Source organism: Tautonia sociabilis (assembly GCF_003977685.1).
Lineage (GTDB): Bacteria > Planctomycetota > Planctomycetia > Isosphaerales > Isosphaeraceae > Tautonia > Tautonia sociabilis.
Genome location: NZ_RYZH01000010.1, coordinates 29,075 through 55,295, shown reverse-complemented (window position 1 = coordinate 55,295; position 26,221 = coordinate 29,075). Strand labels below are relative to the sequence as shown.

Below are 26,221 nucleotides of genomic sequence, written 5' to 3'. Positions count from 1 at the left end.
CGGAGAGCGCCGATCGGCCGAGTCGCTCCGACTCCTCCCGGAGGGCTCAGGAAACCCGACGATACGTCAGCCGCAAGGTCGTTCCCCGACCCGGCTGGCTGCTGATGGCAAGCGTGCCGCCGTGCCTCCTCCAGATGCTATTGGCCAGGCAGAGGCCGATGCCGAGCCGGCCCGGCTTCGTCGTGAAGAACGGCTCCAGGGCCTGCTCTTGGACGATCGCGTCCATGCCTGCGCCCTCGTCCTCGATCAGCAGCGTCGTCCACTCCGGTTGCTCGACCAGGCCCCGGATGGCGATTCTTCCGCCTCCCGCCGGCAGGGCCTCGATCGCGTTGAGCAGCAGGTAGGCGAACATCGGACGGAGCTGCTCGGGATCCCCCGACATGGGGGTCAGCGCCCGGCAGTCGACCGACCAGGAAACCTGGGGGTGCGCCTTGCCGAGCTCCGAGACGACCTCCCGGATGATCCCTCCGAGGTCCACCAGCTCCTCGACCGGCTTGGTCGACTGCCGGGTGAAATCGATCAACCTCCGCGCCACGCCCGAGGCTTTCACCGAAACATTGACGATCACATCGACCATCGACGCCAGTTCGCCGTCCGCGTCCGAAGGGCTCGACAGCAGCAGGATCTCGGCATTACTGACAACCGCGCTGAACGCATTGATGATGTGATGTCCGACGCTGGACGCAAGGTGCGCCAGCTGCCGTTCCCGATCGGGTCCGTAGGTCGACGGAACGTGTTTTGCCATACTAGGAAGGATACCCGACGCTTGGCCTAGTTGCCAGCGTCCTTCTCCGCGGGGGCGCGGATCAACCGGGCCTCGATCCAGGCGGCGTAGTCCCGGACCCCTCCCCCTCGGCCAAATTCGGTCGCGAGGATGAGGAACCGCCCCCCGGAGAGGTCGACGTCCACCGGCATCGGCTCGTCTCCGGCGGCGATGGGAGGGGAGGCGAACCGCTCCTGGCCGTCGACGAGGACCCGGAAGACGACGTTCCCCAGCGGGCCGGCCGCATCGTCCAGGGCGATCCGGGCCTGGAACCGGAGGTCGTTCGGTTCGAGGCGGTAGGCCAGCAGCGACCGGCTCTGGGTGCCCAGGCTCCGAACGTAGGTTCGGCCTCCCACGACGAGCGGTCCCCCCAGCACCGATCCGTCCGTCCGGGCCGGTCGCGCCGGACCAATGTAGGGGACAGTCACTTCGCGGGTCGCTTCCAGGTCGGAGAGGTACGCGACCCGATCGCTCAGCAGGTAGGCGTCTGAGACCCGGTCCAGCGGCAACTGGACCTCCGAGCCGAAGGTTGTCTGGCCCGAGAGCCTCGCCCCCGCCGCCGACGCCCCGAGCAGCCGCAGCCGGGAGCCGTCGTCGAGGATCAGGTCGAGCGACGTCCCCTCAAGCTCCGGCTCCCGGACCAGCCCGGGATCGAGACCGATGGCCAGGACCGTTTCCCGGGGGAGCCGCATCGCCCGGTCGCTGTCGAGGTAGGAGAGCTCTCCCCCGGTCAGGCCGGTGAACGTGATGAGGCGGCGGTCCCCGTTCTCCAGGAGCAGGAGATCGGACGTTCTGGGCTCGGACCGCAAGGTGGCGATCGTCCTCGCCTCGGCCTTCTTCTCCGGGATGGCCCGGACCGTGAACCCGAGCACCGCGTCCAGCGGCACGTTCAACTCGCCCACGATGCTCGATCGGAGGACCACCTCGCGCTCGTCGGCCGAGTCGAGTTGACCCCGGATCTGGTCTCCTCCGGGGAAGACCAGCACCGGGCCGTCGGGGGAGACCCGGGACGAGGGGGGGATTCCCCGGGAGAGCTTGACCACCTCCCCGGCCGGTACCGTTCGAGCGTCCCCGTCCTCCCCGGCCAGCTCGAGCCGGCCGTCGGCCGAGAGCGATCGGATTCGGCCCCGGACGGTCGAGCCGTCGGCCATCGTCGCCTCGAAGACCGGATCGCCCGGCAACGGGTCGGGGGCGTCCTGCGTCTCCAATGCGGGGGATCCCCCTCCCGCCGGCATCGCGAGCAGCACGAGGGCGAGGGAAACGGCGGTGCTCGTGGTCATCGAACCCCTCGTCGGTCGTTCGGTCGTTCGGCGCCCGTGGATGCGGGAAGGCGGGACCTGGTCCCTAGCGCTGGAAGATCGGCAGGCAACTGAAGGGGAACTGCAGGATGATCAGGGCCATCGCCGTGCCGTACGCCGGGCCGAACCCGTCGGCCCAGGATCCGTCGGGCTCCTGGTCGCCGATCAGCTCGTCTCGGATGGCCGGGTACCAGTTGTTCCAGTCGTTGCCTCCCCGGATCCACATGGCCTGGGCGGCGTAGTAGTGCCCGTAGAAGTAATGGGGAAGGCGGCGGAGGAAGCGGTCGTCGGGGCGATGCTGCTTCAGGTAGTCGATCCCGTCGTCCACCGCCCGGTCGTCGTACACGGCGGCGCTGTACAGGGCGACCACGCCGGCGGCCGACCGGGGGAAGGCGCTGGAGCCCCCTCGGAGCATGTAGCGGAAGCCGCCGTCGGGGTTCTGGGCCTGCTTGACGTAGTCGATGCAGGCCTCGACCGTTTCCTTGGGGATGAACAGGCCGGCGTTCCGGGCGGCTCGGAGGGCGTTGATCTGGCAAATGGTCACGGAGAGGTCGGCGTCGTCTCGGACCGGCTGGTAGCGCCAGCCCCCTTCCTCGTTCTGGGTGTCGATGATCAGCCGGACGGCCCGCTCCAGCACCGGGCGCAGTTCGGACCGCCGCGACATCCCGTACGCCTCGGCCAGGAAGAGGGTGGCGAAGCCGTGGCCGTACATCGGGTTGTTCGAGGGGGGAGGGCTGGAGACAAACCCCGACGCATCGGCGCAGGAGATGACGTAGCCGAGGGCCTCGTCGATCGTTCGACCATACGGGCCCCGGCCCGGCGACGAGCCGCTTCCCATGAACGCGATGCCGGCCAGGCTGGTGATCGCCACCCGGTAGGAGCCGCTGCCGTACGACCCGTCGGCCGCCTGGTTGTCGGCCAGCCAGGAGAGGCCGCTCTCGATGGCCCGGTAGGTCCGGTCGTCGACCAGCGCCTCGGCCCCCTCGGGGATCACCCCGGTTCGGCCCTCGCGGAAGCCGTCGTCCTGGGCCAGGCCCGCTCGGGCCGAGGCTCGAGTCAGGCCGAGGGCCCCGGCCCCGAGCATCGCCAGCCGGACGAAGCGGCGTCGGGAGACGTTGATCCCTCGATCGATCCTGCTCATGCCGGAGACTCCTGAAGGCGCCGACACCGGTCAGTGCTCCACGCTCTTCTTGGCCACCGAGAGGAAGTAGCGCTCGATCAGGTCCCGTTTGCCGTCCAGCGGCATCATCCGGCTGACGTTCCCCATGACCTCCCGGAGCGAGTCCTGGAGGTGTCCCCAGGTGTCCTTGGCGTTGACCAGGGCGGGGTTTTGCTCGGGGGTTCTCGGCGGGGCGCCGTTTTGCTGGTTGTTGCTCTCGCCGGTCGGGTCCTGGTCCTGCTGCTGCCGGGGCTGCTGGCCGGCCATCTCGGTGCGCTGCTGCTGTTGTTGTTGCTGTTGCTGCTGGATCTGTCGGATGCGGCGGAGCAACTCGTCGAATTCCTGGATGATCCGCTGCTGCTGCTCCCGGGTCTGCTCTCCGGTGTCGAGTTCGGCGAGCCGCTTCTCGACGTCCCGCATCTTCCTCATGGCTTCGGAGAGGGGTCCGCTCTCCTCCTCCTGCTGGCCCTGCTCGCCCTGGTTCTTGGGTGGGTCGATGCGGCCGAGCAGTCGGCGGAGGTAGTCGTCGAACGCCTGCTGCTCCTCGGGAAGCTCCTGCCGAGCGTCGTCTCGGAGCTGGTCGGGGACGTCGGGCAAGAGGTCCGGGCCGAGGTCCGAGGGGGCCGGGCCGGCGGCGTCGGGGCGGTCGTCGCGGGGGCCGAGCAGTCCCTGGAGCAGGTCGTCGACGTCCTTGTCTTGTTCGCCGAGCGCGCCGGGAGGCGAGTCGGGCTTGGGATCGTCCGGGCTGGCCTCGTTGTCGGCCGGGGGCTTGGCCCCGGCATCGGGATCGGTATCGGGCTGGGAGCCGGCCTGGATCTCCTCCAGCAGCTTGTCCAGCGCGTCGTCCTGGGCCCCGGCGATGCCGTGCGGGAGCACGGCGGCGAGGACGAGGGCCGACGCCAGGGAGGTCGGTCGGAAGGCGGGCATGGGTCAGTCCTCCAGGCCGTCGGGCCGCTTGGGTTGGATCAGGTCTCGGAGCAGGTCGGCGATGGTGTGCTGGTCTTCCTCCAGGCGGACGAACTCGCGTTCCTGGGCCTCGGTGAGCGGCTCGTCTCGGTTCTTCAGCTCGTCCAGCTCCTGGGTGCGGATGTTGATGTCTTCTTGCATGGCCCGCAGCATTCGGATCTGGGCCTCGGCCGGGATGCCGTCTCCCTGGTTCCCCTGCCCGGGTTGGCCCTGGCCGCCGCCCTGCTGCGGTTGCTGCTGGCCGCCCTGCTCTTCCTCGTCCTCCGGGGGGTTGAGCGAGGCGACCAGGCGATCGAGCCATCGGGAGGCTTCTTCCTCGGCCCGCTGCGTGTCCGGGCCGGTCTGGATCTTGCTGAGTCGATCGGCGGCCTCGGCCATTCGCTCGGTTGCCCGCTTCAGCGAGAGCTGGAAGACGGGGGCGCCGTCGAGCCGCTCGATGAGCGATTCCGATTCGTCCTTCAGCCCGGCCTGGGCGCGGCCCAGGTTGCGGACGTCGAAGCTGTCCGCCCGGGAGAGTCGGCCGCCGCTGGCCTCTCGGCGGGTCTCGAAGGCGACCGTCTCCTCCAGTAACCGCTTCTGACGGTCATTGTACGCCCGGAGCAGGTCCCGGATCCTGGCAAACTGCTCCATGAGCAGGCGGTCCTGCGCCTCTTGGATCGCCTGATCGGTGTCCTCGATCGCCTGGTCGAGGTCGCGCAGGGCGTCTTCCTCGGCCTGTTCGGCCTCCTCGCCGTCCCCCTCTTCCAGGTTCTGCCCGGCGTTGGCCATGCGTCCCGCGGCCCTCGAGCCGGCGCGGGCGGCCTGCTCGGCTCGGAGCTTTCGCAGCTTCTGGAGCTGCCTTCGCAACTCCTGTTCGAGCTGCTCCTGTTCCTTCGCGAGCTGCTGGAGCCGGTCCTGCTCGCCCTGGTCCCCTTGCTGGCCTTGCTGTCCCTGTTGTCCGGCCTGCTGGGCCCCCTGGGGTTGGCCGCCCTGGGGGGGATTCCCCTGCTGGCCGTCTTGCCCCTGCGGGCCGCGAGCCTGCTGGGTCCGTTCGAGGAGGTCCTTCTGCCTGAGCTGCGCCTGGGCGAGTTCGGCCCTCGTCTCCTTGAGCTGCTTGACCAGCCGCTCCAGGTCGTTTTCCCTGCGGTTCTTGAGCGAGTCGACGAGGTCCTGGATCGCCTCCTGGCCCCGGTCCTGGTTCTGGCCGGCGGGGCCCATCTGGTTGCGCTCGACCTGCTCGGAGGCCTGGCGGAGCCCGGCGGCGGTTCCCTGCCGCTGGAGCTGGTCGAGGGCGTCCTTGAGCGCCTCGGCGGCCAGCGGATCACTCTCGGCGAGCCCCTGGTTCAGCTCGCTCATCCGACCGGCGAGATCCTGAAGCTCCTGGGCGACGTCCCGCTGGCGGTTGGCGAGGTTCTGGAGTTCGGCTTTTTGCTCGGCGGTCAGCTCCTCGGGCCGTTTTCCCATCAACTCGGGGTCGGTCGCCTTCTCCCGAGTCTCCTTCGAGACCGACTGCTGGTCGTTCAGCAGCCGCTCGGCCTCTCGGGTGACGCCCCGGAGCGTCTCGAACTCGCTCAGCCCCTGGAGCATGGTGTCCAGCTCCCGGGCGATCTCCTGCTGGCTCTCCCGGGACTCGTCGAGAGCCTGCCGGGCGTCGGTCGCGGGCTCGGAGGGGGCCTCGGCGTCGGCCGGTGCCGCACCCTCGGCCGGAGCGCCGGACGGCTCGGGAGGGGCGCCGGCTTCCTCCTCGGGGGAGGAGGGCGGAGGGGCTCCCGGTTCCCCTGGCTGGTCGGCGGCCGGGGCCGCGTCGGCGCCGGCCTGCGGTTCGAGGTCGCGGAGGGCCCGGCCGATCCCCTGCTCGGCCGGCCGGACGTGCTCGGCTCGGAGGCGGTCGACGGTCTCCTTCATCCGCCTCATCTGGTCGGCGACCTCCGGGTCGCCAACCCGGGCGTTCTCCAGTTCGTCGAGGAAGCGCTGGAGGCGGTCGGAGAGGCCGTTGCCCGAATCGTCGAGCCGGCCGCCGACCTGCCGCTGCATGACCAATGCCTCGCGCAGCTGTTCCCCGGTCTGGTCCTCGACCTTCCCCGAGGCGTCCAGCTCCGTGATCGCCTCGCGGACCGGAGGCATGGCGAGCTTCTGCATCTCGGCGATGCGCGCGATCTCGTCGCGGATCTCTCGCCGGCGGTCGTCGAGCTGGGTGCGGAACTCCTCGTCCGAGATGACCCGGATGCGCAGGGGACGGCTGCGGGTCAGATGAGGGCCGGCGTCCTCGGGGCTGGTGAAGAAGTCTCGGGCCTCGGCGAAGGCGGTGATGATCGTGCCCGGAGGCAGGGCCATCGGTGCCAGGTCGAGTCGGTAATCGACCTCCTGCTCCTGCGCTCGTCCCGCGTCGACCGTCTTCTCCGCCGCCCAGAGCGGGATCACGTGGTCAGTCGCGTCGGCCGACTCCGGCGCGGAGACGGTATAGAGCAGCCGGATCAACTGGAGCCCGAAGTCGTCCTCCGCCCGGATCCGGATCGGCACGACGGCCGAAGCGGGCACGCTCACGTCGAACTGCGGCTCGACGATCAGGGACAGCGGCGCCGAGTCGACGATCGACCGGAGTTCGTACCGGGTTGCTTCCGGATTCGTGAACCCGTCCCGATCCGTCAGCGCGAACCAGAACGAGCCCGCCCCGCGGACCTCCAGCGTCGCCTCCAGCGTCGATCCGTCTCCCCGCAGCGCGACCTCCAGCCCGGTGGGGCGGTCGTCATCCATCAGTTCGGCGGAGGCCAACGGCTTGTTCGCCGTCGCCGAGAAGCGGACGAGAGACCCCTCCAGCGCCCGCACCTGGGTCAGGTCCGGGGCCAGCGTCTCAACGGCGGCCTCCCGCTCCTCGTCCGAGGCGAACGGCCGGGTGTAGGCTGGGGGGAGCACCTGGACCTGGACCCGATCGAGCGTCGGAGGCGGGACGACCTCGACGTCGATCCAGTCGGTCGCGTCGTCTCCGGCGGTCACGTAGAACCGAAACGACCGGTTCACCACGTCGAGCCGGCCGTGGAAGGTGCCGTCCTCGTCCGGGCGGAGCGGGGAGCTGACGGTCTCCCCGTCGTCGAAGCGGTACGAGACGCGGGCCGACCCGGGGCCCCTTCCCTGAACGGCGTCCTCGAGCAGCGTCAGCGGAGGGACGACGTGCCCGAGCGCCTCGAACCACGCCCGGGGAGGCACCACGGGCAGTTCCCTCCCGACGCCAGCGGTGGCGACCAGTTCGTAGGGCATTCCCCGGGCGATCTTTCTCGGCGCCTCGGTTACGGTCAGTTCCGTCCGCTTCGGCCAGGAAACCTCGCCGAGCAGGAACCGCCGCGTCGCGATCGACTGGAACTCGGGGGCCATCGCCGTCTCGGCCGCCAGGACCACGACCGCCCAGCCGGCCAGCAGTCCCGCCAGGCGCATCGGCCGGGGGTCGATCACCTGGCCGAAGTCGATCGCCTCAATCTCCCGCATGGCCTGGGAGATCGTCAGCTCTCGGAGTGCCTCGGAGCCGTACCGGCCGTCGTCGGCGTCGGGCGCCCCCCTCGCCTTGAGGAAGGCGATCGTGCTGGAGAGCCGCTCGTTGAGGTGCGGCCACCGGCGTTCGATCAGCAGGGCGAGCCTCAGGTCGTCGAACGGCACCGACAGCGGCCGGACCAGCTCTCGCCAGGCGACCAGGCCGACGACCGCCACGGCGATGGCCAGGGCGGCGAGGCGGACGTCCCAGGCCAGCGGGACGAGCCAGTCGACCCAGGTGATCGCGATGAAGGCCATCACCGCGGCGAAGGCCGTCCAGCAGAGCCCTCGCAGCGCGAGGACCCGGCGGAGGCGGCCTCGGAGTCCGGCGATCCGGCGGTCGAGCGTCTCGGTCATGGTGCCGCTCCCGTCCCGAGGGGAGGTCCGTGCGGGGTGTCCCCCGTACGATCCGGTCGAATGGTCTGGAGGCCGACGATCGACTTCCGAAGGCTCACACCATCTGCTTCCGCTTGCGCAACACCCACTCCGTCGTCAGCAGGCCGAGGAAGAGCGAGAGGAGACGCCAGTCGTTCCAGAGGGGGATCGGCGGGTCCGTGTCGAGCGGAATCTTCCGGGCCGGCGGCAGGTCGTCGGCGAGGTTCTCCGCCTCCAGGATCGAGCGATACTCCCCCCCGGAGAGTGCGGCGGCCCGGACCAGCTCGGCCCGGTTGAGCTGGACCTTGTCGCGTTCGTCGGCGGGGGCCTCGACGCGAAACTCGGCCGTTGGCACCTCCCCCTCCAGGATCGGCGGAGGCAGGAGTCGGACCCGATAGTCCCCGGGAGCCGGGTTCGGCAGGATCGCCTCGAACGCTCCGGACGAGTCTCCCGACGACCGCAGCGCCAGCCGCTCCGGTTCCCTCCCCGATCGCTCGATCTCCACCGCCACCTCGCCCGACCTCGGCGCCAGGCCGGTGCTGAGGAACCGGGCGCGGATCAGCACCGGCTGGTCCGACTGGTACGTCGATCGATCCGTCGCCAGCTCGGCCGGCCGGTCCCGGTTGAGCCGGGAGCGGGCCATGAATCGAAGCGTTTGGATCCAGAATCGACCGAAGTACCGATCGGCCACACCGATTCGCCAGCGCCAGGTGTCGTCCACTCCCAGAAACAGCGACTTCCCCGCGCCGACGAACTGGTAGGTCACCAGCGGGACCGGCCCGTCGGCCCCCGGCGCCGAGGGGTGCCGGGCCAGCACGAACGCCGCTGGCTGGGCCCGGGGGCTCTCCAGGAACCAGTAGTGCGGCGGGAGGTTCTCCCAGACGTCGAGGCTGGTCGCCTCGTCGTCGGCCAGGCGGAAGATCGGGCTGGCGCGTCCGTCGGCCGTCAGTTCCATCTGGAACGGCTCGATCGGCTCGCCGCCCAGGATCGGGTTGCGGGCCCCCGAGAGCTGCACGGGGATCACCGGCTCCAGCGGGGTCCCCTGGTAGGAGATCGGGTTGAAGAACTCCCCGGCCGCGAACACCAGTCCGCCTCCCTGCTCCGTGACGAACTCGGCCATCGCCTGCAACTGCGAGGCGCTGAAGTACAGTGGGTCGGCGTCACCGAGGATGATCACGTCGTATTCGAACAGGCCGCCTTCTCCCTTGGTCGCGGTCGGGAAGTTGGGCAGGGCCGCGGCGTCCTGAGCGCTGTATTCCGGGTCGGCCGACTGGAGGACGACATCCAGCTCGATCGACTCCGGCCGCCGCTCCAGGAACGTCTTCAGGTAGCGATATTCGTACCGGGGCTGGCCGTCGACCAGCAGCACCTTGATCTTGTCTTCCCGCACGGCGACCGTTCGCCGCAAGCGATTGTTCTCGGCGCGGTCCTCTCGGGGCTGGGCCTCGGCGACGACGACGTAATCGAACCGCCCGACTTCCTCCGGCCGGTGCGCCAGCTCGAACGGCACGGCGGTGCCGTCGGCCGGCGCGTCCACCTGGACCGAGGCGACCTCGCGGCCCCGATCGACCGCCTCGTCCCCGGAGTCCGGCGGTGCCTCGATCAGCCGGACGGTGATCGGCGTTCCCTCGAATCCCCTCGCGCCGAGCTTGGCCTCGAACCGGACGGTGTCGCCGACGAAGACCACGTCGTCGACCACAAGGTCCGACAGCGCCAAGTCCCTCGGCGGGGTGTCGTCTCCGACGCCGATGGTGAAGATCGGCACGCCCTTGCGGGCCGCCAGCGGGGCCACGTCCGAGAGGGTTTCCCCCCTCGTGTTTTGCCCGTCGGTCAGCAGCACGATGGCGGTCGGCGGGGCTCCTCGCAGTTCGGTAAGCACCTGGCGGACGCCCGTGCCGAGCCGGGACTGTTCCCCTTGCGGCTGCACGTCTTCCATCGCCGCCAGGGCCGGGGCGATCTCCTCCGGCTCGGTCACCTCGGCCAGTTGCCGGGCGGAGCCCGACACGAGGTAGAGCCGGACGCGGTGCTGCTCCTGCAGCCGACGCAACAGCCGGGCGTCGTCCCGGGCGAGCCAGGACCGGACCATCGAGAACCGGCTCGCGTCGGGCTGTTCGGTCTGAGCGGCGAGTTGTCTTGCCCGTTCCCCGATCGCCTCGTCGGCGTACTGGTCCTCCCGGGCCATGCTGGCCGAGTCGTCGGCCATGACCACGAGGTAAGGCAGGTCGACCCGCTCGACGACCAGCACCGCCTCGGCGATCAGGAAGAGGGTGATCAGGAGCACGCCCACCCGCATCGCCGCCAGGCTGAGCCGGTAGAGGAGCGATCCGCCGCGTTCCCCCAGATAGAGCCGGACGATCAGGAACGTTCCGGCCAGCAGCACCAGGAGCAGCGTGCCCTGAGACCACGGCCGCTCGAAGCGGAGGTACGGAGTCAGCTCCTCGCCGGGGGAGGCCGGGGCGGCCCCCATCTGGAGCGCCAGGTTTCGGAGCAGCGATTCCATCGTCCGTCCGCCGGTCTCCGGCGGATCCTTCGGGTCGGGTGAGTCGGGGCGATCGATCGATCGAACGGTCAGCGGCGACGGCCGATCCACCAGGCCAGGGTCGACTCTCCGAGCACCAGGCCCAGCACGGCCAGCAGGAGCCCGCGGTGGAGCTCTCCGCGACGGCCGACCGTCGCCGCGGCGGTCTGGCTCACGGGGCCGCCGTCCCAGCTGGAGAACGTCCAGCGCGGGAAGAGGGCGGAGAGGGTCGCTGAGTCGGCCCGACTCGGGTCGCTCTCGACGGGGTCGGGGTTGGCGGCGAAGCTCAGCTCCCGGGCGACCGGCGGGCCGAGCCGGGCCAGGTACACGCCGGCCAGGTCCGTTTGGTCGAACACGAGCCTGGTCGCGCCCCCCTCCTCCACCAGCCGTCCCGGCTCCTCCCGGCCGTCCGGGCGGACGATGACCGCCGACGCCGGCGACGCCCCCTCGGGCATCGCCTGGTCGATCGGCTGGCCGACCGCCACGTTCCGCTGCGACATCCGGCCCGAGGCCGCGAACAGCGCCATCTGCTCGACCACCGGCGGATAGCTCGGGTGCAACGGCCAGGTTGTCCAGTCGTCGTCGGCCGTCGTGGCCACCTGCACGACCATCCCCCGATGCCGGGGCATGGTCAGCACCGCCGGCCTGCCGTCGGTGAACGCCAGGGCCCGCCGCGCGGTCGACCCCTCCGGCACCCTCAGGTCGTGCGACCGCCACGTCCGGACCCCGGTCAGCCCGGCCATCACCTGGGCCGGCGCCCCCTGGTAAATCGCCACGATCGGGTGCTCGAAGCCGATCGGGTCGAATTCGGGGGCCAGCGCGAGTTGCTCGGCGGTCTCGGCGCCCGAGTCGACCACCGCTCCCAGCCGAGCCGGTAGAAAGCCCGGGCCCTCGAACTCCTCCGAGCCGGGGATCCCCGCGAACAGCGTCCCGTTATATTCGTCGGGCTGCAATCGTTCGCCGCCGAAGACGACCAGCCCCCCCCCGAGCCGGAGGAACCCGTCGATCGCCTCCACCTCCCCCCGGCTCAGCCGGGAGACGTTGCAGAGGAAGATCACGTCGTACCGCTCCAGGTCGCGCCGGGAGAGCTGGGCCTCGGTGGCCACCTCCACCCGGATCGGCGAGGGGGACCGATCCGACCCCTCCGACGGGCTGAGGGCTTGCGCCAGGTAGTCCGTCTCCGATTCGAATGGCTCGGGGTCGTAGTCCCCGTTGACCAGCAGCGCTTCGAGTTGCTCCCGCACCGGCACCGCGAGCCGTCTCGTGTCGTCGACCGGGAGCCGGTCCTCCTCCAGCCGGACCTCCACGACGTGATCGCCGGGGTCCTCGAACCGATACGAGAAGGCGACCGGAACCTCCTGCCCGGGAGGCAGGTCGACGCGACGCTCCGGCCCGAGGCGGCCGTCGACGACCAGCTGCGCCCGGACCCCGGCCTCGGTCGCCGACCCGAAGCTCGCCAGCCGAGCGGAGATGACCGACAACGGCCCCCCCCGGACCACCACCGGAGTGTCCAGCGCCAGGTCGACCACCGCTCGGTTCGACCGGACCTCGTCCCCCAGGTCGACGACCACGCAGTTGGCCCGCTCCCGCTCCAGCGCCTCGACCGCCCGCTTGACGGCCGACTCCCGATCGGGGTCGACGTGCCAGGTCCCCTCCTGGAGGTCGGTCAGGAACAGGATCTCTTTTTGCGGCAGGTCGCTCGCGTCGAGCACCTCCCGGATCTTGGAGAGCGTCGCCTCCAGGTCCGCCTTGCCGTGCGATGGGGAGAGTTGCTCCAGCTCTTCCCGGACCTCGGCGTGATTCGGCGAGGGGGCCCCGATGACGACCCGGGGGGGGGCCCCGAGCAACACGACGCTGATGGCGTCTCCGTTGCGCGCCCCTTGCACGTAGGCATCGGCGTATTCGACCGCCCGGGAGAACCGCGACCGCCCCGCCGCCGCGTAGGACATGCTCATCGTGCCGTCGAGGACCAGCACCCGGTGCGTCCGCCGGCCGGCCAGCAAGGGGACCGCGCCGGTCGACTCCAGGTAGGGCTGCGCCATCGCCAGCGCGGCGCAGGCGACCAGCAGCGTGCGCACCGTCAGCAGCAGCCAGTGCTCCAGCCGGATCCGCTTCTGGTTCTTGCGGATCGCCGCCAGCAGGAACCGCATCGCCGCCCAGGATTCCTCCCGGTAGCGCCGACGGTTCAGCAGGTGCAGCAGGATCGGCAGCGAGGCGGCCGCCAGTCCCCAGAGCAGCAGGGGGTTGGCGAAGCCGATGGCCAGCGGCGGGGGGGGGATCGTCACGAAACTCATCCCGGGTCGGGTTTCCTTCGATCTCGGGCAAGCGGGGGGTGATCGGGGATCCATCCCCTCGTCCCATCCTACGGCCATCGGCGGCCTTCGGACAGGGCGGAGGCGGGGGGTCAGGCCCGGCGTTGCCCCTTCCGGGTGCGGGCCGACCGGGTCGCCAGGTAGCCGGTCAGGGCGACGTCCAGCGGTTGATCGGTCCTCAGCGGCACGTAGTCGATGTCCGACAGCCGGCAGCCCTTGCGCACGGCCTCGGTGAAGGTCCTCAACTCGGCGAGGTATCCCTCGCGCAGGGCGGTCGGGTCGGTTAGGAGCTCCTCGGGAAGCTCGATCCCCTTGAACTTGGTGACCTGCCGGAACGGGAAGTCGACCTCCGCGGGATCGAGCACGTGGAAGACGACGACCTCGTGCCCCTTGTGCCGGAAGTGCTTCAGTCCGGCGAGCAGCTCGGGCGCCTCGCCGTCGAGCAGGTCGCTGATGAGCACCACGATCCCGCGCCGGCCGATCCGCTCGGCCATCTCGTGCAGCACCGGGCCCAGGCCGGTTCGCTCCCGGGCCGGCTCCGAGTCCATGACCCGGATCAGCTCCTTCAGGTGAGACGGCTGCCCCGACGGCCTCAGCCAGCGCCGCACCCGGTCGTCGAAAACGCAGAGCCCCACGGAGTCTTGCTGTTGCAGGACCAGATACGACAGCGCCGCCGCGATGAACTGCCCGTACTGGAGCTTCGAGACGTTCCCCTCGGAGGCGTAGCCCATCGAGGCGCTGGCGTCCAGCAGCAGGTACGTCAGGAGGTTGGTCTCCTCCTCGTACTGCTTCAGGTAGTACTTGTCGGTCTTCGACCAGACCTTCCAGTCGATGTGGCGCACGTCGTCGCCGGGCGCGTACTCGCGGTGTTGCGAGAACTCGACCGAGAACCCGTGGTACGGGCTCTTGTGCATCCCGGCGACGTAGCCCTCGACGATGAGCCGGGCCTGCAGGCCCAGCCCCTCGACGCTAGCCAGCGTCTGCGGCTGTAAATATTGCTGATACTCGGCCACGCTCGGGCGCCTCGTTCGGATCGGCGGAGAGAGTCGAGATGAGTCGGGCGATGATGTCGTCCGGCTTGAGCCCCTCGGCCTCGGCGTTGAAGTTGGTGACGATGCGGTGCCGGAGCACTGGGCCGGCCACGGCCCGGATGTCCTCCACCGCCACGTACGGCCGGCCGTTGAGCGCGGCCCGAGCCTTGGCCGCCAGCACCAGGTACTGGCTCGCCCTCGGGCCGGCTCCCCAGCTGACGAAGTCGCGCACGAAGGCCGGAGCCTCCGTCTCCCCCGGTCGGGTCAGCCGGGCCAGCCGCACCGCGTATCGGCTGACGTGGTCGGCCACCGGCACCTTGCGGACGACCTGTTGCAGCTCCAGGATCTCTTCCCCCGAGAGCACCTTCTCCACCGACGGCGGCTTGGCCGCTGTCGTCACCCGGACCACCTCCAGTTCCTCGTCCTCGCTCGGGTAGTCGACCAGGATGTTGAGCATGAAGCGGTCCAGCTGCGCTTCGGGCAGGGGGTAGGTTCCCTCCTGCTCGATCGGGTTCTGCGTCGCCAGGACGAAGAACGGGTCGGGCAGCCGGTGCCGCTCGCCGCCGACGGTCGTCTGCCGCTCTTGCATCGCCTCCAGCAGCGCGGCCTGGGTCTTCGGCGGCGTGCGGTTGATCTCGTCGGCCAGGATCAGGTTGGCGAAGATCGGCCCGCGGAGGAACTTGAACTGGCGGACCCCGGTGGCCTTATCCTCCTGGATCACCTCGGTGCCGGTGATGTCCGACGGCATCAGGTCGGGCGTGAACTGGATCCGGTTGAAGCTCAGGTTCAGCGCGTCGGCCAGGGTGTGGATCATCAGCGTCTTGGCCAGGCCGGGCACGCCAATCAGCAGGCAGTGGCCTCGGGCGAAGATGGCCACGAGCAGCTCCTCGAGCACCTCCTGCTGGCCGACGATCACCTTGCCCATCTCGGACCGGAGCCGGCCGAAGGCGTCGGTCAGGCGCCCGATGGCGGCCAGGTCCTCGTGTTGCATCGGGGGCGCGTTCTCGGGATCGGACACGGGGACCTCCGTCGTCGATCGGGTTGGGGCCGTCGGCCGCCCTCCGGCCTGGCCCTCCGGACGCCTCTCCGGCGCCCGGGGAATCGTCTCGAGGATCGTACCAGGATCAATCCCCCCCGTCTCCGGGGGGGGCGAGGGACGAGGCCGGAGCGGGGGAGGACGTCGCTCCGGCGACCAAACCGGAGTCCTCCAGGCTCGACAGGGCCCAGAGGCCCGAGGTGTCCGACACGCGGATCCCTCCCGGCCCGATCCAGACCCGGCGGCCCGCCCCGGTCGCCTCGAGCACCAGCCGCTGGACCCGGGCCCCGCTGTCCCTCCGCAGCAGGTTCAGCACGACCGGCTCGTCCGGTCCCGAGCCCGGCGTCCCGTCGTCGAGCCGGTAGGCGACCACGCACGATGGCGTCAGCCCCAGGCCCCACGACTCGTTGGCGTCCCCCGGCAGCGACTCGCTCCAGAGCCGGGCGCCGTCGGCCAGGGACACCGCCCCCACCGCCAGCCCCGAGCCCGAGGCCGGCGAGCCGACGGTGAACAGCGCCTCGTGCCCCAGCGCGATCGCCTTCGCCCGGCGGTCGGCCCGGATGCGGCCAATCGGCGCCGACCACAGCTCCTTCCCGTCCGCCGGGTCGAGCCGCTGGAGCGTCTCGCCGCGCAGCACGAGCAGCCGCTCGGCGTCCCCCAGCACCATGGGGTCCGACGGCGACGGCCTCGGCGAGGTGGGCAGGGCCGACGGCTCCCTCGCCTCCCAGACCGTCCGGCCCGAGTCGAGGTCGAACAGCTCCACCGTGCTCCCGTCGGGCACCAGCGCCACCCGGCCGAAGGCGACCGGGAACGGGTCGCGGCGCCAGAGGCCCGCCGTCTCGTCCTGCGGGAACTGGCCGAGCGTCCGGCCGTCTCTCGCGTCGAGCACCGCGATCGCGTTGGGTTCGCGCAACTGAATCACCACGCGGGCCAGGCCAAGTCCCACGTTCGGGTGAATCTTCTGGGACGGGGCATGATAGGTCCACTCGGGCCGGCCAGCGATCGGATCCAGGCAGACCAGCCCGCGGGCTCCCCAGGAGACGTATAGCCGGTCCCCGTACAACCGGTACGTCCGGAACTCGCCCCCCGGAAGGGGCGGGCCCGCCGGGTCCTCCCGTTTCCCGTCGGGATCGGCAGGGCGACCGAGGACAAGGTCTCCCGCCCCCGAGACCGCCTCCCAGAGCGTCTCTCCGGCGATCGGGTCGATTCCGACCAGCCGGTCCGGGAACCCCAGGATCAGTCTCCCCGCCGCGATCCCGGACCAATCGGGCCGACGTTCCAGCTCCCGTTCCCAGCGCACCGGGCCCCCCTCCGGCTCGACCGCCAGGAGCCGGGTGCCGCCGATCAACACCACCGGGAGACCCTCCGGCCCGGCGGGCACGGTCGACTCCCCTTCCGGGCCGAGCGGCTCGAACCCCTCGGGCCAGGCCCGCCGCCAGCGCCGGGCCAGCGGCATCGAGGCGTCGAGCCGGGCCGTTGTCGGGGAGGCCGAGAACCGGCCCGCCACGTACTCCGACACCCGGATCGGGCCGCTCCCGACCTCCGGCTCCACGTCGATCGCCCCGTACCGGGAGGAGGCCAGGCGGTACGCCTCCCTCGCCTCCGACTCCAGCCCGATCGCCTCGTAGGAGCGGGCCAGGCCCAGCAGCCCGATGGCCTTCCGCCGGTCGTCGGCCGAGGAAACCACCAGCCGGTGGTATGCCGAGGCCGCCTCCGACCAGTGCTCCCGCCGTTCCTCGATCCCCCCGATCCCGGCCAGTGCCTCCGGGGCGGAGGCGGAGGCGGCGTAGCTCCGGACCACCTCGGCCAGGATTCTCGGATCCTCCGCCTCCAGCCCCCGGCGCAGCAAGGCCTCGGCCTCGGCCTCGTGCCGGGCGTAGACCTCCTTGCCGTGCTCCTGGATCAGCTCCCGGAGCCGGTCCACCAGGAAGAGGTCGGCCCGCAGGCTGTGCCGGTCGCCGGCCGGCAGGTCGATCCCCCGGGAGACGGGGTCGGCCAGCAGCCCCTGGAGCAGGTCGACGGCCCCGGCCGGGTCGCCGGCGGCCTCGACCGCCTCGGCTCGGGCCAGCTCGGCGGTGACTCGGTCCCGAGGCCGAGGGGCCTCGGCCGCCGCCCTTCGGTATTCGTCGGCCGCCTCGGCCGTCTTCCCCGTGTCGAGCAGGATCCGAGCCCGTTTGATCCGCACCTTGAACCGCTCGTCCCGGGCCGCCTCGACCAGTCGCCGGCCGTCGATCCAGTCCGACGACCCGGCCAGCTCCAGCGCCCGGTCGAGCCCCTCGAGCGCCAGGTCGACGTCCCCCAGCGCCTCGGCCGTTCGGGCGAGCCGGTAGTAATGGGACGGCTCCTCCGGCTCCTCCTCGATCCGCTCCTGGTAATAGCGGAGCATCCGAGACGGCTTGCAGAAGACCCGCAGGTACTCCCGTTCGGCGATCACCAGGTAGCCATCCCCGGCGATCAGATTGCCTCCGCCGCAGCCATACGCCTCCCGGAGCGGGATCGGCGGCCGGTCGGTCGGCCTCCCCGTCTGCTGGTCGAGGATGTAGAGCCGGTCCCGGGTCGGCCAGTAGATCTCGCCGCCGGCCAGCAGCCCCCGGCCGTACCCCTGCTCCAGCGTCTGGCCCTCGGGCCAGCGCGACCGGAGCGCTCCGGTTTCCAGGTCGATCGTCCAGACGTGGTCCCCGGTGGCGACCACCCTCCCCGAGGCGACCCCGAGCAGGTGGGCCACCCTTCCCCCCGGGTTGGCCTGCCACGCCAGTCGCCCGGTGGCCCGATCGAAGGCGAAGATGCGGTCGGAATCCTCTGGCGAGACGATCACCCGGTCGCCGTGCACGACCGCCGGGTTGTGGTTCACCGCCTCGGGGGAGCTTCTCGGGGCGTCGAGCGTTCTCGGATAGGTCGCCAGCCAGTTCAGCCGACCGGATCGGGCATCGATCGAGGCCAGCGCCCCCAGATCGGTCTGGTAGTAGAGCGTCGAGCCGTCGAGGGACAGCAGCCGATGCCCCAGTTCGGGGTTGAGGATCATCCCCCGGTTCCGCATCCCCGCAGCCTGGGAGAACAGCGGAGAGCTCCCCGAGCAGATGTAGCGCACCCAGCGCGGGCGGCCCCGCTCCGGGTCGAGGCAGGCGACCCAGGTGAGGGTCTGCGTCCCGGGCTTGACCAGGGTGACGTAGACCCCGTACTCGTCGGCCACCGGGGCCCCGCCGAAGGCGACCTGGTCTCCCAGGGCCATCGCGTTGCCGGGCCCCGGCCTCCCCATGACCTCATCCGCCTCAATCGACCAGATCGGCCCGTCCGATCGCTCCCGGTCCAGGGCGACGATCAGCGTGGCGGGGGCCCTCGCGTTGTTCCTCAGCTGGTACTCGGCCCCCGATGGGCCGATCCGGGCGTAGATCCGGTCGCCGAGGACCGTCAGCGTGTGCCGGTCGACCCCCACCGTGTTCCGGGCGGCCGCCGGGGTGCCGGGGGCGATCTCCGGCCTCCAGGTCGGCGGCGGCGCGGCCACTGCCTCGCCGTCGCCGTCCAGCGCGTAGGACTGGACGGCCCGGCCGTCGGTCAGGATCAGCTCATCCCCGCGCAGGACCGGGAAGTACGCCGGGCTGTCGTCCTGGGGGGCCCCGAACGGGTCGCCGGGACGCATCGGCGGGCTCGCGTTGAGGTTCGAGGCCGCGTCGAACGTCCCCCGCAGGGAGATCGACCAGACCAGCTCCCCCGGTTCGACGGGCTCGGGGAGCACCTTGGTCCGGGTCGGCGATCCGCCGAACGTCGGCCACCGGGTGTCGGAGGAGCCGGGCAGCGGCAGGCCGTCCTCGGCGATCGCCGCCTCCAGGATCTCGGCATACGGGCCCCGCCTCCCGGCCAGCTCTCCCTCGGCTCCGGGATAGGCCTCGGCGAAGCGTCGCACGGCGTCGGAACCGGGGGACCGCCCGGCGGCCTCCGCCGCCAGCATCGCCTTGGCCGCGACCCGGGCCACGTCCACGTCGGGATCCGGGTAGATCGAGCCCACCTGCTCCGGGTCCGAGGAGGGCAGCAGCCTCCGGTAGAGCGCCAGCGCCTCGTCGAACGCCCCTTCCTGGAAGCGGAGGTCGGCGAGCAATTCGGCCGCGTCGTCTCCCCAGGAGCTGCAGAAGTACGACTGGACCACCTGCCGCAGCGGCTCCGGGTCGAGCAGGTCTCGGCCCCGGTCGAGCAGGACGCGGGCTTCCGCATCCACCCGGTTCCGGTACCGGGCCAGTGCCTCCGGCGGCAGCGTCGCCAGCCGGCGCTGGGCGTACTCACTCACGTTGACATAGACCTCGAACCCGTCCCCGTCCCCGGGGGCCGGACCCACCTCTCTCCCCTCGACGGGGCCGATCGCCGTCAGTACCTCGGGGAACTGCGCGATCGCTCGCTGGAACAACTCGACCGCCGAATCCCACTGCCCCTGCCGGACGTGGGACGACGCGGTCTTCAGCAGGGCCTCGGCCGCGCTGCTGGTTTCGGGGTGGATCGAGGAGGGAGGGCGTTGCGGGGTCGGCGGCCCCGGCGCGGCGGCCGCGCCGATCGCCAGCGGGCCGAGCCCGAGCAGGACCAGCGCGACCCGGATCCCGGCCAAGGGCCGACTCGCGCCGCAGGCAGGCGGAGGCAAGGTCATCGGCGCTCCTTCCATGATCTGCCGGCCGCTCGACGCGATGGTCGACGTCGCGACCGGGGGGGCGACTCGGGCCGATCCGACCTCGGGATGCGCCCGGTCCCGGGCCGATCGTGATCGAGCTCGACCCCTCGTGCCAAGCCGGACCTCGGGCCCTGACCGTGGGCCATTCGGATCTCAAGGTGGGGTTCGCGACCTGCGACCGACGCTGTTGAGAACGCAAGTCACGTGCCGCATCCCTTCATCTAGGATATGGGCGTTAGTCTCTTCACGGCAAGCCCACCTTTCCCGATGAACGCCCGACATTTCGGCACAGCCGCCCCCCCGTTGGGCAGCCCTCGGCCGGTTCCAGGCCCGCTCCCCCGGGCCGATCCGCTTCGATCGGCCCGGGGAGGCCGTTCCGTCGGCCGGGCGTCCGGTCGGGCGGAGGTTCTGGTCAGCGGACCTTGCTCGGGTCGAGCGTCACCTCGCCGAGCGACGTCTCCTTGCCGGCCTGGACCTCGACCGCCTGGCCCCGGGCCAGGCCGGGGGTGACGTATCCGACCTTCTCGTGCCAGATCACCACGTTCTGCTCGCCGGCCGGCACGCCCGGGATCTCGAAGTTCCCTTCCTCGTCGGTCACGGCGAAGAACGGGTGGTCGAAGACCATGATGTACCCCTGCATCCAGGGGTGAATATCGCAGGCCATCGGCATCGGACGACGCTCCGACGACAGCGGCCGGGGCAGCTCGCCGTTGGCCGGCAGCATGAAGTTCAGGGAGTTGGAGAAGCCCTGAAGCCGCACGTTGTGGGCGACCGGGTCGCTGGACTTGAACAGGGCCTGCTGCTTCTCGTGCAGCGCCACCAGGTGCGGCACGAACTTGCAGCCCTGCTGGTCGATCACCACCTGGGGGTGCTCCTCGACGAGCGTGTTGACCAGCTCCGGGTTGCTCCCCTTGGGGCGGACGAGATAGACCAGGCAATACTTCACGCCCTTGCTCCGCGGGTCGATCACCAGGCTCTCGTCGGGGATTGGCTCGGCGGCGCAGACCTGGGCGTCCTTGACGTTCTCCCCTTGCTTGACCTTCGGGGGCAGCTCCGGGACCTGGGCGCCTCCCCAGACCACCTTGCCCTTGATCGTGCCGTAGGACTGGGCCTGGGCCGACGCCGGAGCGGCCATCGCGATCAGGAGCCCAAGGGTTGTGAGCCGGAGCATTGTCGTACTGGCGATTCGCATGAGGGGTCGTCCTCGCGGTCGGGGGCTTCGATGCGGACTCCTCGGCGGGAGCCGTCGCTTCATCCTAGCAGAAGAGAACGGCAGGCGCAAGCTCCCGGGACGCCACCTCGCGTCGATCATTCGCCTGCCCAACCGGCGCGATCAGGGCCGGACGAAGCTCCCCGGGTCCGCCCACTGGCCAAGTTCCTCCCGATAGATCCGGGCCGGATCGACCCGGATCATTCCCCCCTGGTCCCGCTCGATCCCGAATCGCACCAGCGATCGACCCGCCGGCCCTCCCTCCGCTCTCCCCGAGATGCCGTAACGGCTACCGTCGCAAGGCGAGACGAACCGCCGTTCCCCGGGCTCCCAGGCTGGCCGGCAATCGGCCGGCATCGCTCCGGGGCCGAGTGCGACGATCGCTTCGATCCCGTCATACGACGCCGATCGCACGACCCAGAATCCCCAGTCGTCCGCGAACGACTCGTCGACCGACTCCGGCGGGAACTCCTCCGCCGTTCCCACCACGATGGCCCCGAAGTCTCGGCCCTCCGATCGGCCGATGATCGCCGTTGCGACGATCCCCCCGATCGCCAGCAGGACGACAATCGCGGCCAGCGCTCCGCCCAGCACCACCTTCCTCTCGAGCCTTGGCCTCCGATCCCCCTTCGGAGAAACCTCCGGTCCCGGCTCGTTCCCCTTCCGGTCCGTTCCCGAGCCCGACCCGATCGTCTCCGCCGCTTCCCGAAGCGCCGCCGCCAGGTCGACCGGATCCGACAATTCCCCCAACGGCTTCCGAGTCCTCGGCGCCGACGGGAGGGCCGCCGGCCGCTCCGCGGGTGCCGACGCCGCCCTCGCCGCGTTCCCCCGGGCCGCGGCGAGCTTCTCCTTGATCGACAGCGGACGGCCTGCCGGCTCCTTGGCCTCCCCGGCGGCGGGAGGCTTCTCCGGCGTGTCCCGAGGGGTCGTGGCCGCCGGCACGTTCTCGCGCTCGGCCCCCGATCGAGGCTCCCCGGCGGGGCGACCCCGGGCCGCGGCGAGCTTCTCCTTGATCGAGAGCGGTCGATCCGACGGAGGGGCCTCGGCGACCTGCCCCGGCGTGCCGGCCGATCGCGCCGCTCCCTCCCCGGCAGCGGCGGTCTTCCCAGCTCCCGAGCCCTCGGACTCGGGGAGGTCCTGGGCGATTGCCGACGACTCCGTCAGGGTTCGAGACCGATCGCTCGGAGGGGCCTCGGCGACCTGCCCCCCTGACTCGTTCGATTCGAGAGCGTCCCCCTCCGACTGGGCCGGCGCCGGGGTGCCCTCCGCCGGCCGGTTCCTGGCCGCGGCGAGCTTCTCTCGGAGCGACAACGGCCGGTTCGAGGAGGGCGGTTCCCCGGAGGTGGTTGAAGCGCTGGGGGGAGACGCGACGGCCTCCTCGAGCGCCGAAGCATCGTCCCGGGGAGGGGGCGGGGAGGGCTCGTCGTCGCGGTTCGCCTCCTCCCCCGAGGGGGCCGGGGCGGACGCCCTCACCTGGGCGATGATCTCACTGACGCTCGGACGCTTGGCCATCGGAGGGATACCGTGCGGCGATCAAGGGGCGGGATCGGGCCGGGACGCTCGTCTCCGATCCCGTCGGGCCGACCCTCCCCCCGGCGGAGCCGCGAACCGTCGTCGGATCAACCCGTGCGGGGATCCAGACGCTCGCATCTGGGAGCCTTCCGGGGGGTGGCTCGAGGCCGACAGGACCCAATCCTATCGGGCCGGGCGGGGGGAGGCAAACCCGGGGGGATCGGGAGCCGCTCAGGTGAAGTCGAACAGCTCCAGGTCCTTCGAGATCTCGTGAAGGCGTTCGGTGAGATAGCGTCGGATCTCGTCTCGGGTCTTCAGTTGGAGCACCTGGTGGGTGAACCGTTCGGCCTGCGGGGTGGAGACGGACGACAGCAGCGTCTTGATCGTCGGCACGAACGCCGGGCTCATGCTGAACCGCCTCAGCCCCAGGCCGAGTAGGACGAGCACCGACCTGGGCTGCCCGGCCATCTCGCCGCAGAGCGTCACCGGAGTGCCGGTTCTCCGGCATGCGTCGAAGACCATGCGGAGCATTCGCAGCACCGCCGGGCTGAGCGGGTCGCATAGGTGAGCCACCTTCGGGTTGTCCCGGTCGGCGGCCACGAGGTACTGGATCAGGTCGTTCGACCCGATGGAGATGAAGTCCGTCTCCTGCAGCAGCGCCTCGATGCACAGGGCCGCCGCCGGGACCTCGATCATCACGCCGGTCTTCACGTCCTCGCCGTAGGGGATCCCCGCGCGCTTGAGGTTCCGACGTGCCTCGTCAACCAGCCGGTTGACGTGCCGCAACTCCTCCAGCGTGGTGATCATCGGGAAAAGGATGCTCACCTTCCCGTGCCGGGCGGCGCGGAGGATGGCCCGGATCTGCACCTCGAAGAACTTCGGGTGCTCGAACGACAGGCGGATCGACCGCCAGCCCATGAACGGGTTGGCCTCGTGCTGCCGGCCGAGGTAGGGGACGGTCTTGTCTCCGCCGAGGTCCAGGGTCCGGATCGTCGCCGTGCGATCCGGGGCGGCCTCGACGACCTTCCGGTAGTTCTCGTACTGCTCCTCCTCGTCCGGCACGTCCGGATGGGTCAGGAACAGGTACTCGGTCCGATACAGCCCCACCCCCGAGGCGCCGACTCCGGAGGCCGTCGCCGCGTCGGCCACTGTGTTCACGTTCGCCAGCAGCTCGACAAGCGTGCCGTCGGACAGGCACGCCGGCTGGTCCCGGTTGATGACCAGCCGATCCTTCAGCTCGAAGAAGTCGCGCTGCATCTTGCGGTAGGCGACCAGCATCTCGGCGTCCGGCCGGAGGACGACGATCCCGTCCCGGCCGTCGATGACGATCTGGTCGCCGGTGCGCGCCTGGCCGATGATCCCGGCGGCGCCGGAGACGGCCGGGATCCCCCGGCTTCGGGAGAGGATGGCCGCGTGGCTCGTTCCGCCGCCGACCTCGGTGACGATCCCCGCGATCGGCATCTCCCCCAGGCTGATCGCCTGGCTGGGGAGGATCTCGTGGGTCACCAGCACGATCGGCTCGTCGCTCCCCAGGCCGGCCAGGGCGGGGTCGACCGCCGGAGAGGCGTCCAGGTGGGCGGTGATGCGGGCGAACACGTCGCGCAGGTCCGCCATGCGCTCCTGGAACAGCTCCTGCCCGCTTCGGGCGAACACCGAGGCGTACTCTTTGAGCACCGCCTGCAACGCCGAGGGGGCCGTCAGCCGGGCCCCCTTGATCCCCTCGTGCACCTTCGCCAGCAGCGAGGGGTCCCGGAGAATCTGCAGGTGCGAGCGGAAGATGTCCGACTCCTCGCCGCCGATCTGCACCGCGACCTTGGCGACGATCAGGTCCAGATCCTCGGCGGCCAGCCTCAGCGCCCGATCGAAGCGTTCCAGCTCCTCGGGAATGGCGGCCTCGTCGGGCAGCTTCCGCACCTCAGACTGGCCCAGCGGCCCGTCCAGGCAGTACGCCACCCCGACGACGACGCCGGGACTGACCGCGATCCCTTTATACATCGTCACATCGGCCGTCCTGACTCTCCTGCCCGCCCGGCGACCGCCCCGGGCCCACGTCGGCCCCCTCCCGGCCCGCTCGGGCCGGGCGGAGGGGCTCCTTGGGGGGCAATCCTCGCCTATTGTGACGCAATTCCGCCCCCGGGGCGAGGGATCCTCCGCTGAATCGCGACCGCGACGCCCTCCCATCCCCTCGGGGGATCCTTATTCCTCGTGGTCCTCCGGCCCCGGCGGCCGGCCGAATCGCCCGATCGCCAGCAGGATCCCCGCCATCCCGGCATACGAGATCGCCCAGTGGAACGGCGTCTGAAGCCGGGACGCTCCGAATCTCCCCTCCGTTTTCATCTGGGCCACCGCCGTGGTCGGCAGCATCAGCCGCTCCGACGGCAGCGGCGAGTGGATCACCCCGAACAGCGCCAGCGCCCCGGCCAGCAGAAACGTCATCGCCGACGACCGGAACCTCCCGTCGATCAGCCGGGCCAGCGCCGTCGCCCACAGCAGGCTTGTCAGAATGAACCCGCCGGCCAGCATCGTCACCGTTTCCAGCGACCGCCTCGTCCCTTCGGCAAGGTCTTCGAAGCCGATTCCCGCCTCCAGCAGGGCCGGGTCGGCCAGCACGGGCTTGATCGAGAGGTTGATCAGGTACGCCAATGCCGGGACCACCGCCAGGGCCAGGGCCGGATAGTGCTTCCTCGGCGTCGCCAGGAACGATTGCGCGGTGATCTCCAGCGCGATGAACACCAGAATCGGGTAGACCACCACCTCGGGCAGCAGTCGGAAGATCCAGACGAAGAAGCCCAGCATCCCCGCCGCGCCGATGAACACGGCGGTCGCCAGCGTGTACGCCGCCCGGCCCCCCATCGCCTTGTACGCCGGGTGCCCGATGTAAGGCGTTGTCTGGATCACCCCCCCGAACACCCCGGCCGCCAGCGTGGCCAGGCCTTCCGCGAAGATGATCTGCCCCGTCGGGTAGTCGTCCCCGGCCGCGGCGGCGCTCTCGGTGCAGTCGATGCCCCCCACCACCGTCGCCAGCGCCAGGGGCAGCGCGATCGGCAGATAGTTCAGCGCGTCTGGCCAGTTCCCCTGCATCCAGTCGAACCAGTCCCCCATCGGCATCGGCAAGCCGGCCGCCGCCACCACGGGCAGGGTCTCCCCGCCCGCTCCCGGCCCGCCGAGCAACCGATCGACCAGCAACAGCCCGTAATACACGGCCGATCCCACCAGCACCGCCCCCAGCGCCCCCGGCATTCCCCACGGCAGCCTCCATCGGGCCGTCAGCGTCGCGAGGATCACCGCCAGCGCCACCAGCCCGGGGACGGGGTCCGACACCGTGATCGTCAGCGGCAGGAAGCTGATCACCACCAGCGCGATCGCCGCCAGCGACCCCAGCAGCCCCGCCCGGGGCACCACCCGCCGGATCCACCCGCTGGCTGGCGCGCAGAGGACCTTGAAGACCCCCGACGCCAGCAGCATCCCGATCCCGATGTACCACGCATGCCGGGCCGCCTCCAGCTCCTCCATCCCCCCGCCCTTCGCCGCCACGAACGCGGGACCGACGATCAGCAACGCCGTGCCGAAGATGCTCGGCGTGTCCAGGCCCAGCGGCATCGCCGTCACGTGCGGCTTCCCCGACTTCGAGGAGAGCCGGAAGGCCATCACCGAGAAGATCAGGTCCCCCACCAGCACGCCCAGCGCCGTCCCCGGAATCATGTTCCGGAGGACGAACGACGCCGGGAACTCGAAGGCGTTGACCAGCAGCGAGGTCGTGATGATCAGCCCGCTGACGTTGTCCAGCATCAGCCCGAAGAAGGCGTTGACGTCCCCCTTCGAGGCCCACTCGTATCCAAGGCCGCGACGGCTCGGCTCTGCGGCGTCATCCACGGGGTCTCGGCTCCGG

The 26,221-nt window shown here is 70.8% G+C and carries 14 protein-coding genes; all 14 read right to left on the bottom strand.

Annotated elements, in window-relative coordinates:
• Window positions 1-46 precede the first annotated feature (46 nt).
• A complete protein-coding gene (locus tag TsocGM_RS06985; protein ID WP_126724586.1) occupies window positions 47-745 on the bottom strand; it encodes a sensor histidine kinase in 699 nt (232 codons plus the stop codon).
• Window positions 746-771: 26 nt separating this feature from the next.
• A complete protein-coding gene (locus TsocGM_RS06980) occupies window positions 772-2,043 on the bottom strand; it encodes an NPCBM/NEW2 domain-containing protein (protein ID WP_126724585.1) in 1,272 nt (423 codons plus the stop codon).
• A gap of 64 nt (window positions 2,044-2,107) precedes the next feature.
• A complete protein-coding gene (locus TsocGM_RS06975) occupies window positions 2,108-3,202 on the bottom strand; it encodes a prenyltransferase/squalene oxidase repeat-containing protein (protein ID WP_126724584.1) in 1,095 nt (364 codons plus the stop codon).
• A 30-nt stretch (window positions 3,203-3,232) separates the two neighbouring features.
• Window positions 3,233-4,147 (bottom strand): hypothetical protein, encoded by a 915-nt coding sequence (locus tag TsocGM_RS06970; RefSeq protein WP_126724583.1) that lies wholly within the window; start codon window positions 4,145-4,147, stop codon window positions 3,233-3,235.
• 3 nt (window positions 4,148-4,150) lie between these two features.
• A complete protein-coding gene (locus TsocGM_RS06965) occupies window positions 4,151-8,044 on the bottom strand; it encodes a coiled-coil domain-containing protein (RefSeq protein ID WP_126724582.1) in 3,894 nt (1,297 codons plus the stop codon).
• A gap of 94 nt (window positions 8,045-8,138) precedes the next feature.
• Window positions 8,139-10,562, bottom strand: a complete 2,424-nt coding sequence (locus TsocGM_RS06960; protein ID WP_126724581.1) for a VWA domain-containing protein — start codon at window positions 10,560-10,562, stop codon at window positions 8,139-8,141.
• Between the two features lie 68 nt (window positions 10,563-10,630).
• On the bottom strand, window positions 10,631-12,874 hold the full coding sequence (locus TsocGM_RS06955) for a vWA domain-containing protein (RefSeq protein ID WP_233578507.1): 2,244 nt from the start codon (window positions 12,872-12,874) through the stop codon (window positions 10,631-10,633).
• Window positions 12,875-12,984: 110 nt separating this feature from the next.
• Window positions 12,985-13,905 carry a DUF58 domain-containing protein gene (locus TsocGM_RS06950; protein ID WP_233578501.1) on the bottom strand — a complete coding sequence of 307 codons (921 nt, stop codon included), beginning with the start codon at window positions 13,903-13,905 and terminating at the stop codon, window positions 12,985-12,987.
• On the bottom strand, window positions 13,862-14,914 hold the full coding sequence (locus TsocGM_RS06945; protein ID WP_126724651.1) for an AAA family ATPase: 1,053 nt from the start codon (window positions 14,912-14,914) through the stop codon (window positions 13,862-13,864). Before TsocGM_RS06945 ends, TsocGM_RS06950 begins: the two co-directional genes overlap by 44 nt.
• A 133-nt stretch (window positions 14,915-15,047) precedes the next feature.
• The gene (locus tag TsocGM_RS06940; protein WP_158633410.1) at window positions 15,048-19,550 is read right to left on the bottom strand and encodes an outer membrane protein assembly factor BamB family protein; all 4,503 of its coding nucleotides are present in this window, start codon (window positions 19,548-19,550) and stop codon (window positions 15,048-15,050) included.
• 472 nt (window positions 19,551-20,022) lie between these two features.
• On the bottom strand, window positions 20,023-20,802 hold the full coding sequence (locus TsocGM_RS06935; protein ID WP_126724578.1) for a carboxypeptidase regulatory-like domain-containing protein: 780 nt from the start codon (window positions 20,800-20,802) through the stop codon (window positions 20,023-20,025).
• Between the two features lie 141 nt (window positions 20,803-20,943).
• Window positions 20,944-22,332, bottom strand: coding sequence for a hypothetical protein (locus TsocGM_RS06930; RefSeq protein WP_126724577.1), 1,389 nt, complete (start codon window positions 22,330-22,332; stop codon window positions 20,944-20,946).
• Window positions 22,333-22,563: 231 nt separating this feature from the next.
• Window positions 22,564-24,327, bottom strand: coding sequence for a phosphoenolpyruvate--protein phosphotransferase (gene ptsP / locus TsocGM_RS06925; protein ID WP_126724576.1), 1,764 nt, complete (start codon window positions 24,325-24,327; stop codon window positions 22,564-22,566).
• Window positions 24,328-24,528: 201 nt separating this feature from the next.
• Window positions 24,529-26,205: a SulP family inorganic anion transporter gene (locus TsocGM_RS06920; protein WP_126724575.1), complete on the bottom strand. Its 1,677-nt coding sequence runs from the start codon at window positions 26,203-26,205 to the stop codon at window positions 24,529-24,531.
• Between the last annotated feature and the right edge of the window lie 16 nt (window positions 26,206-26,221).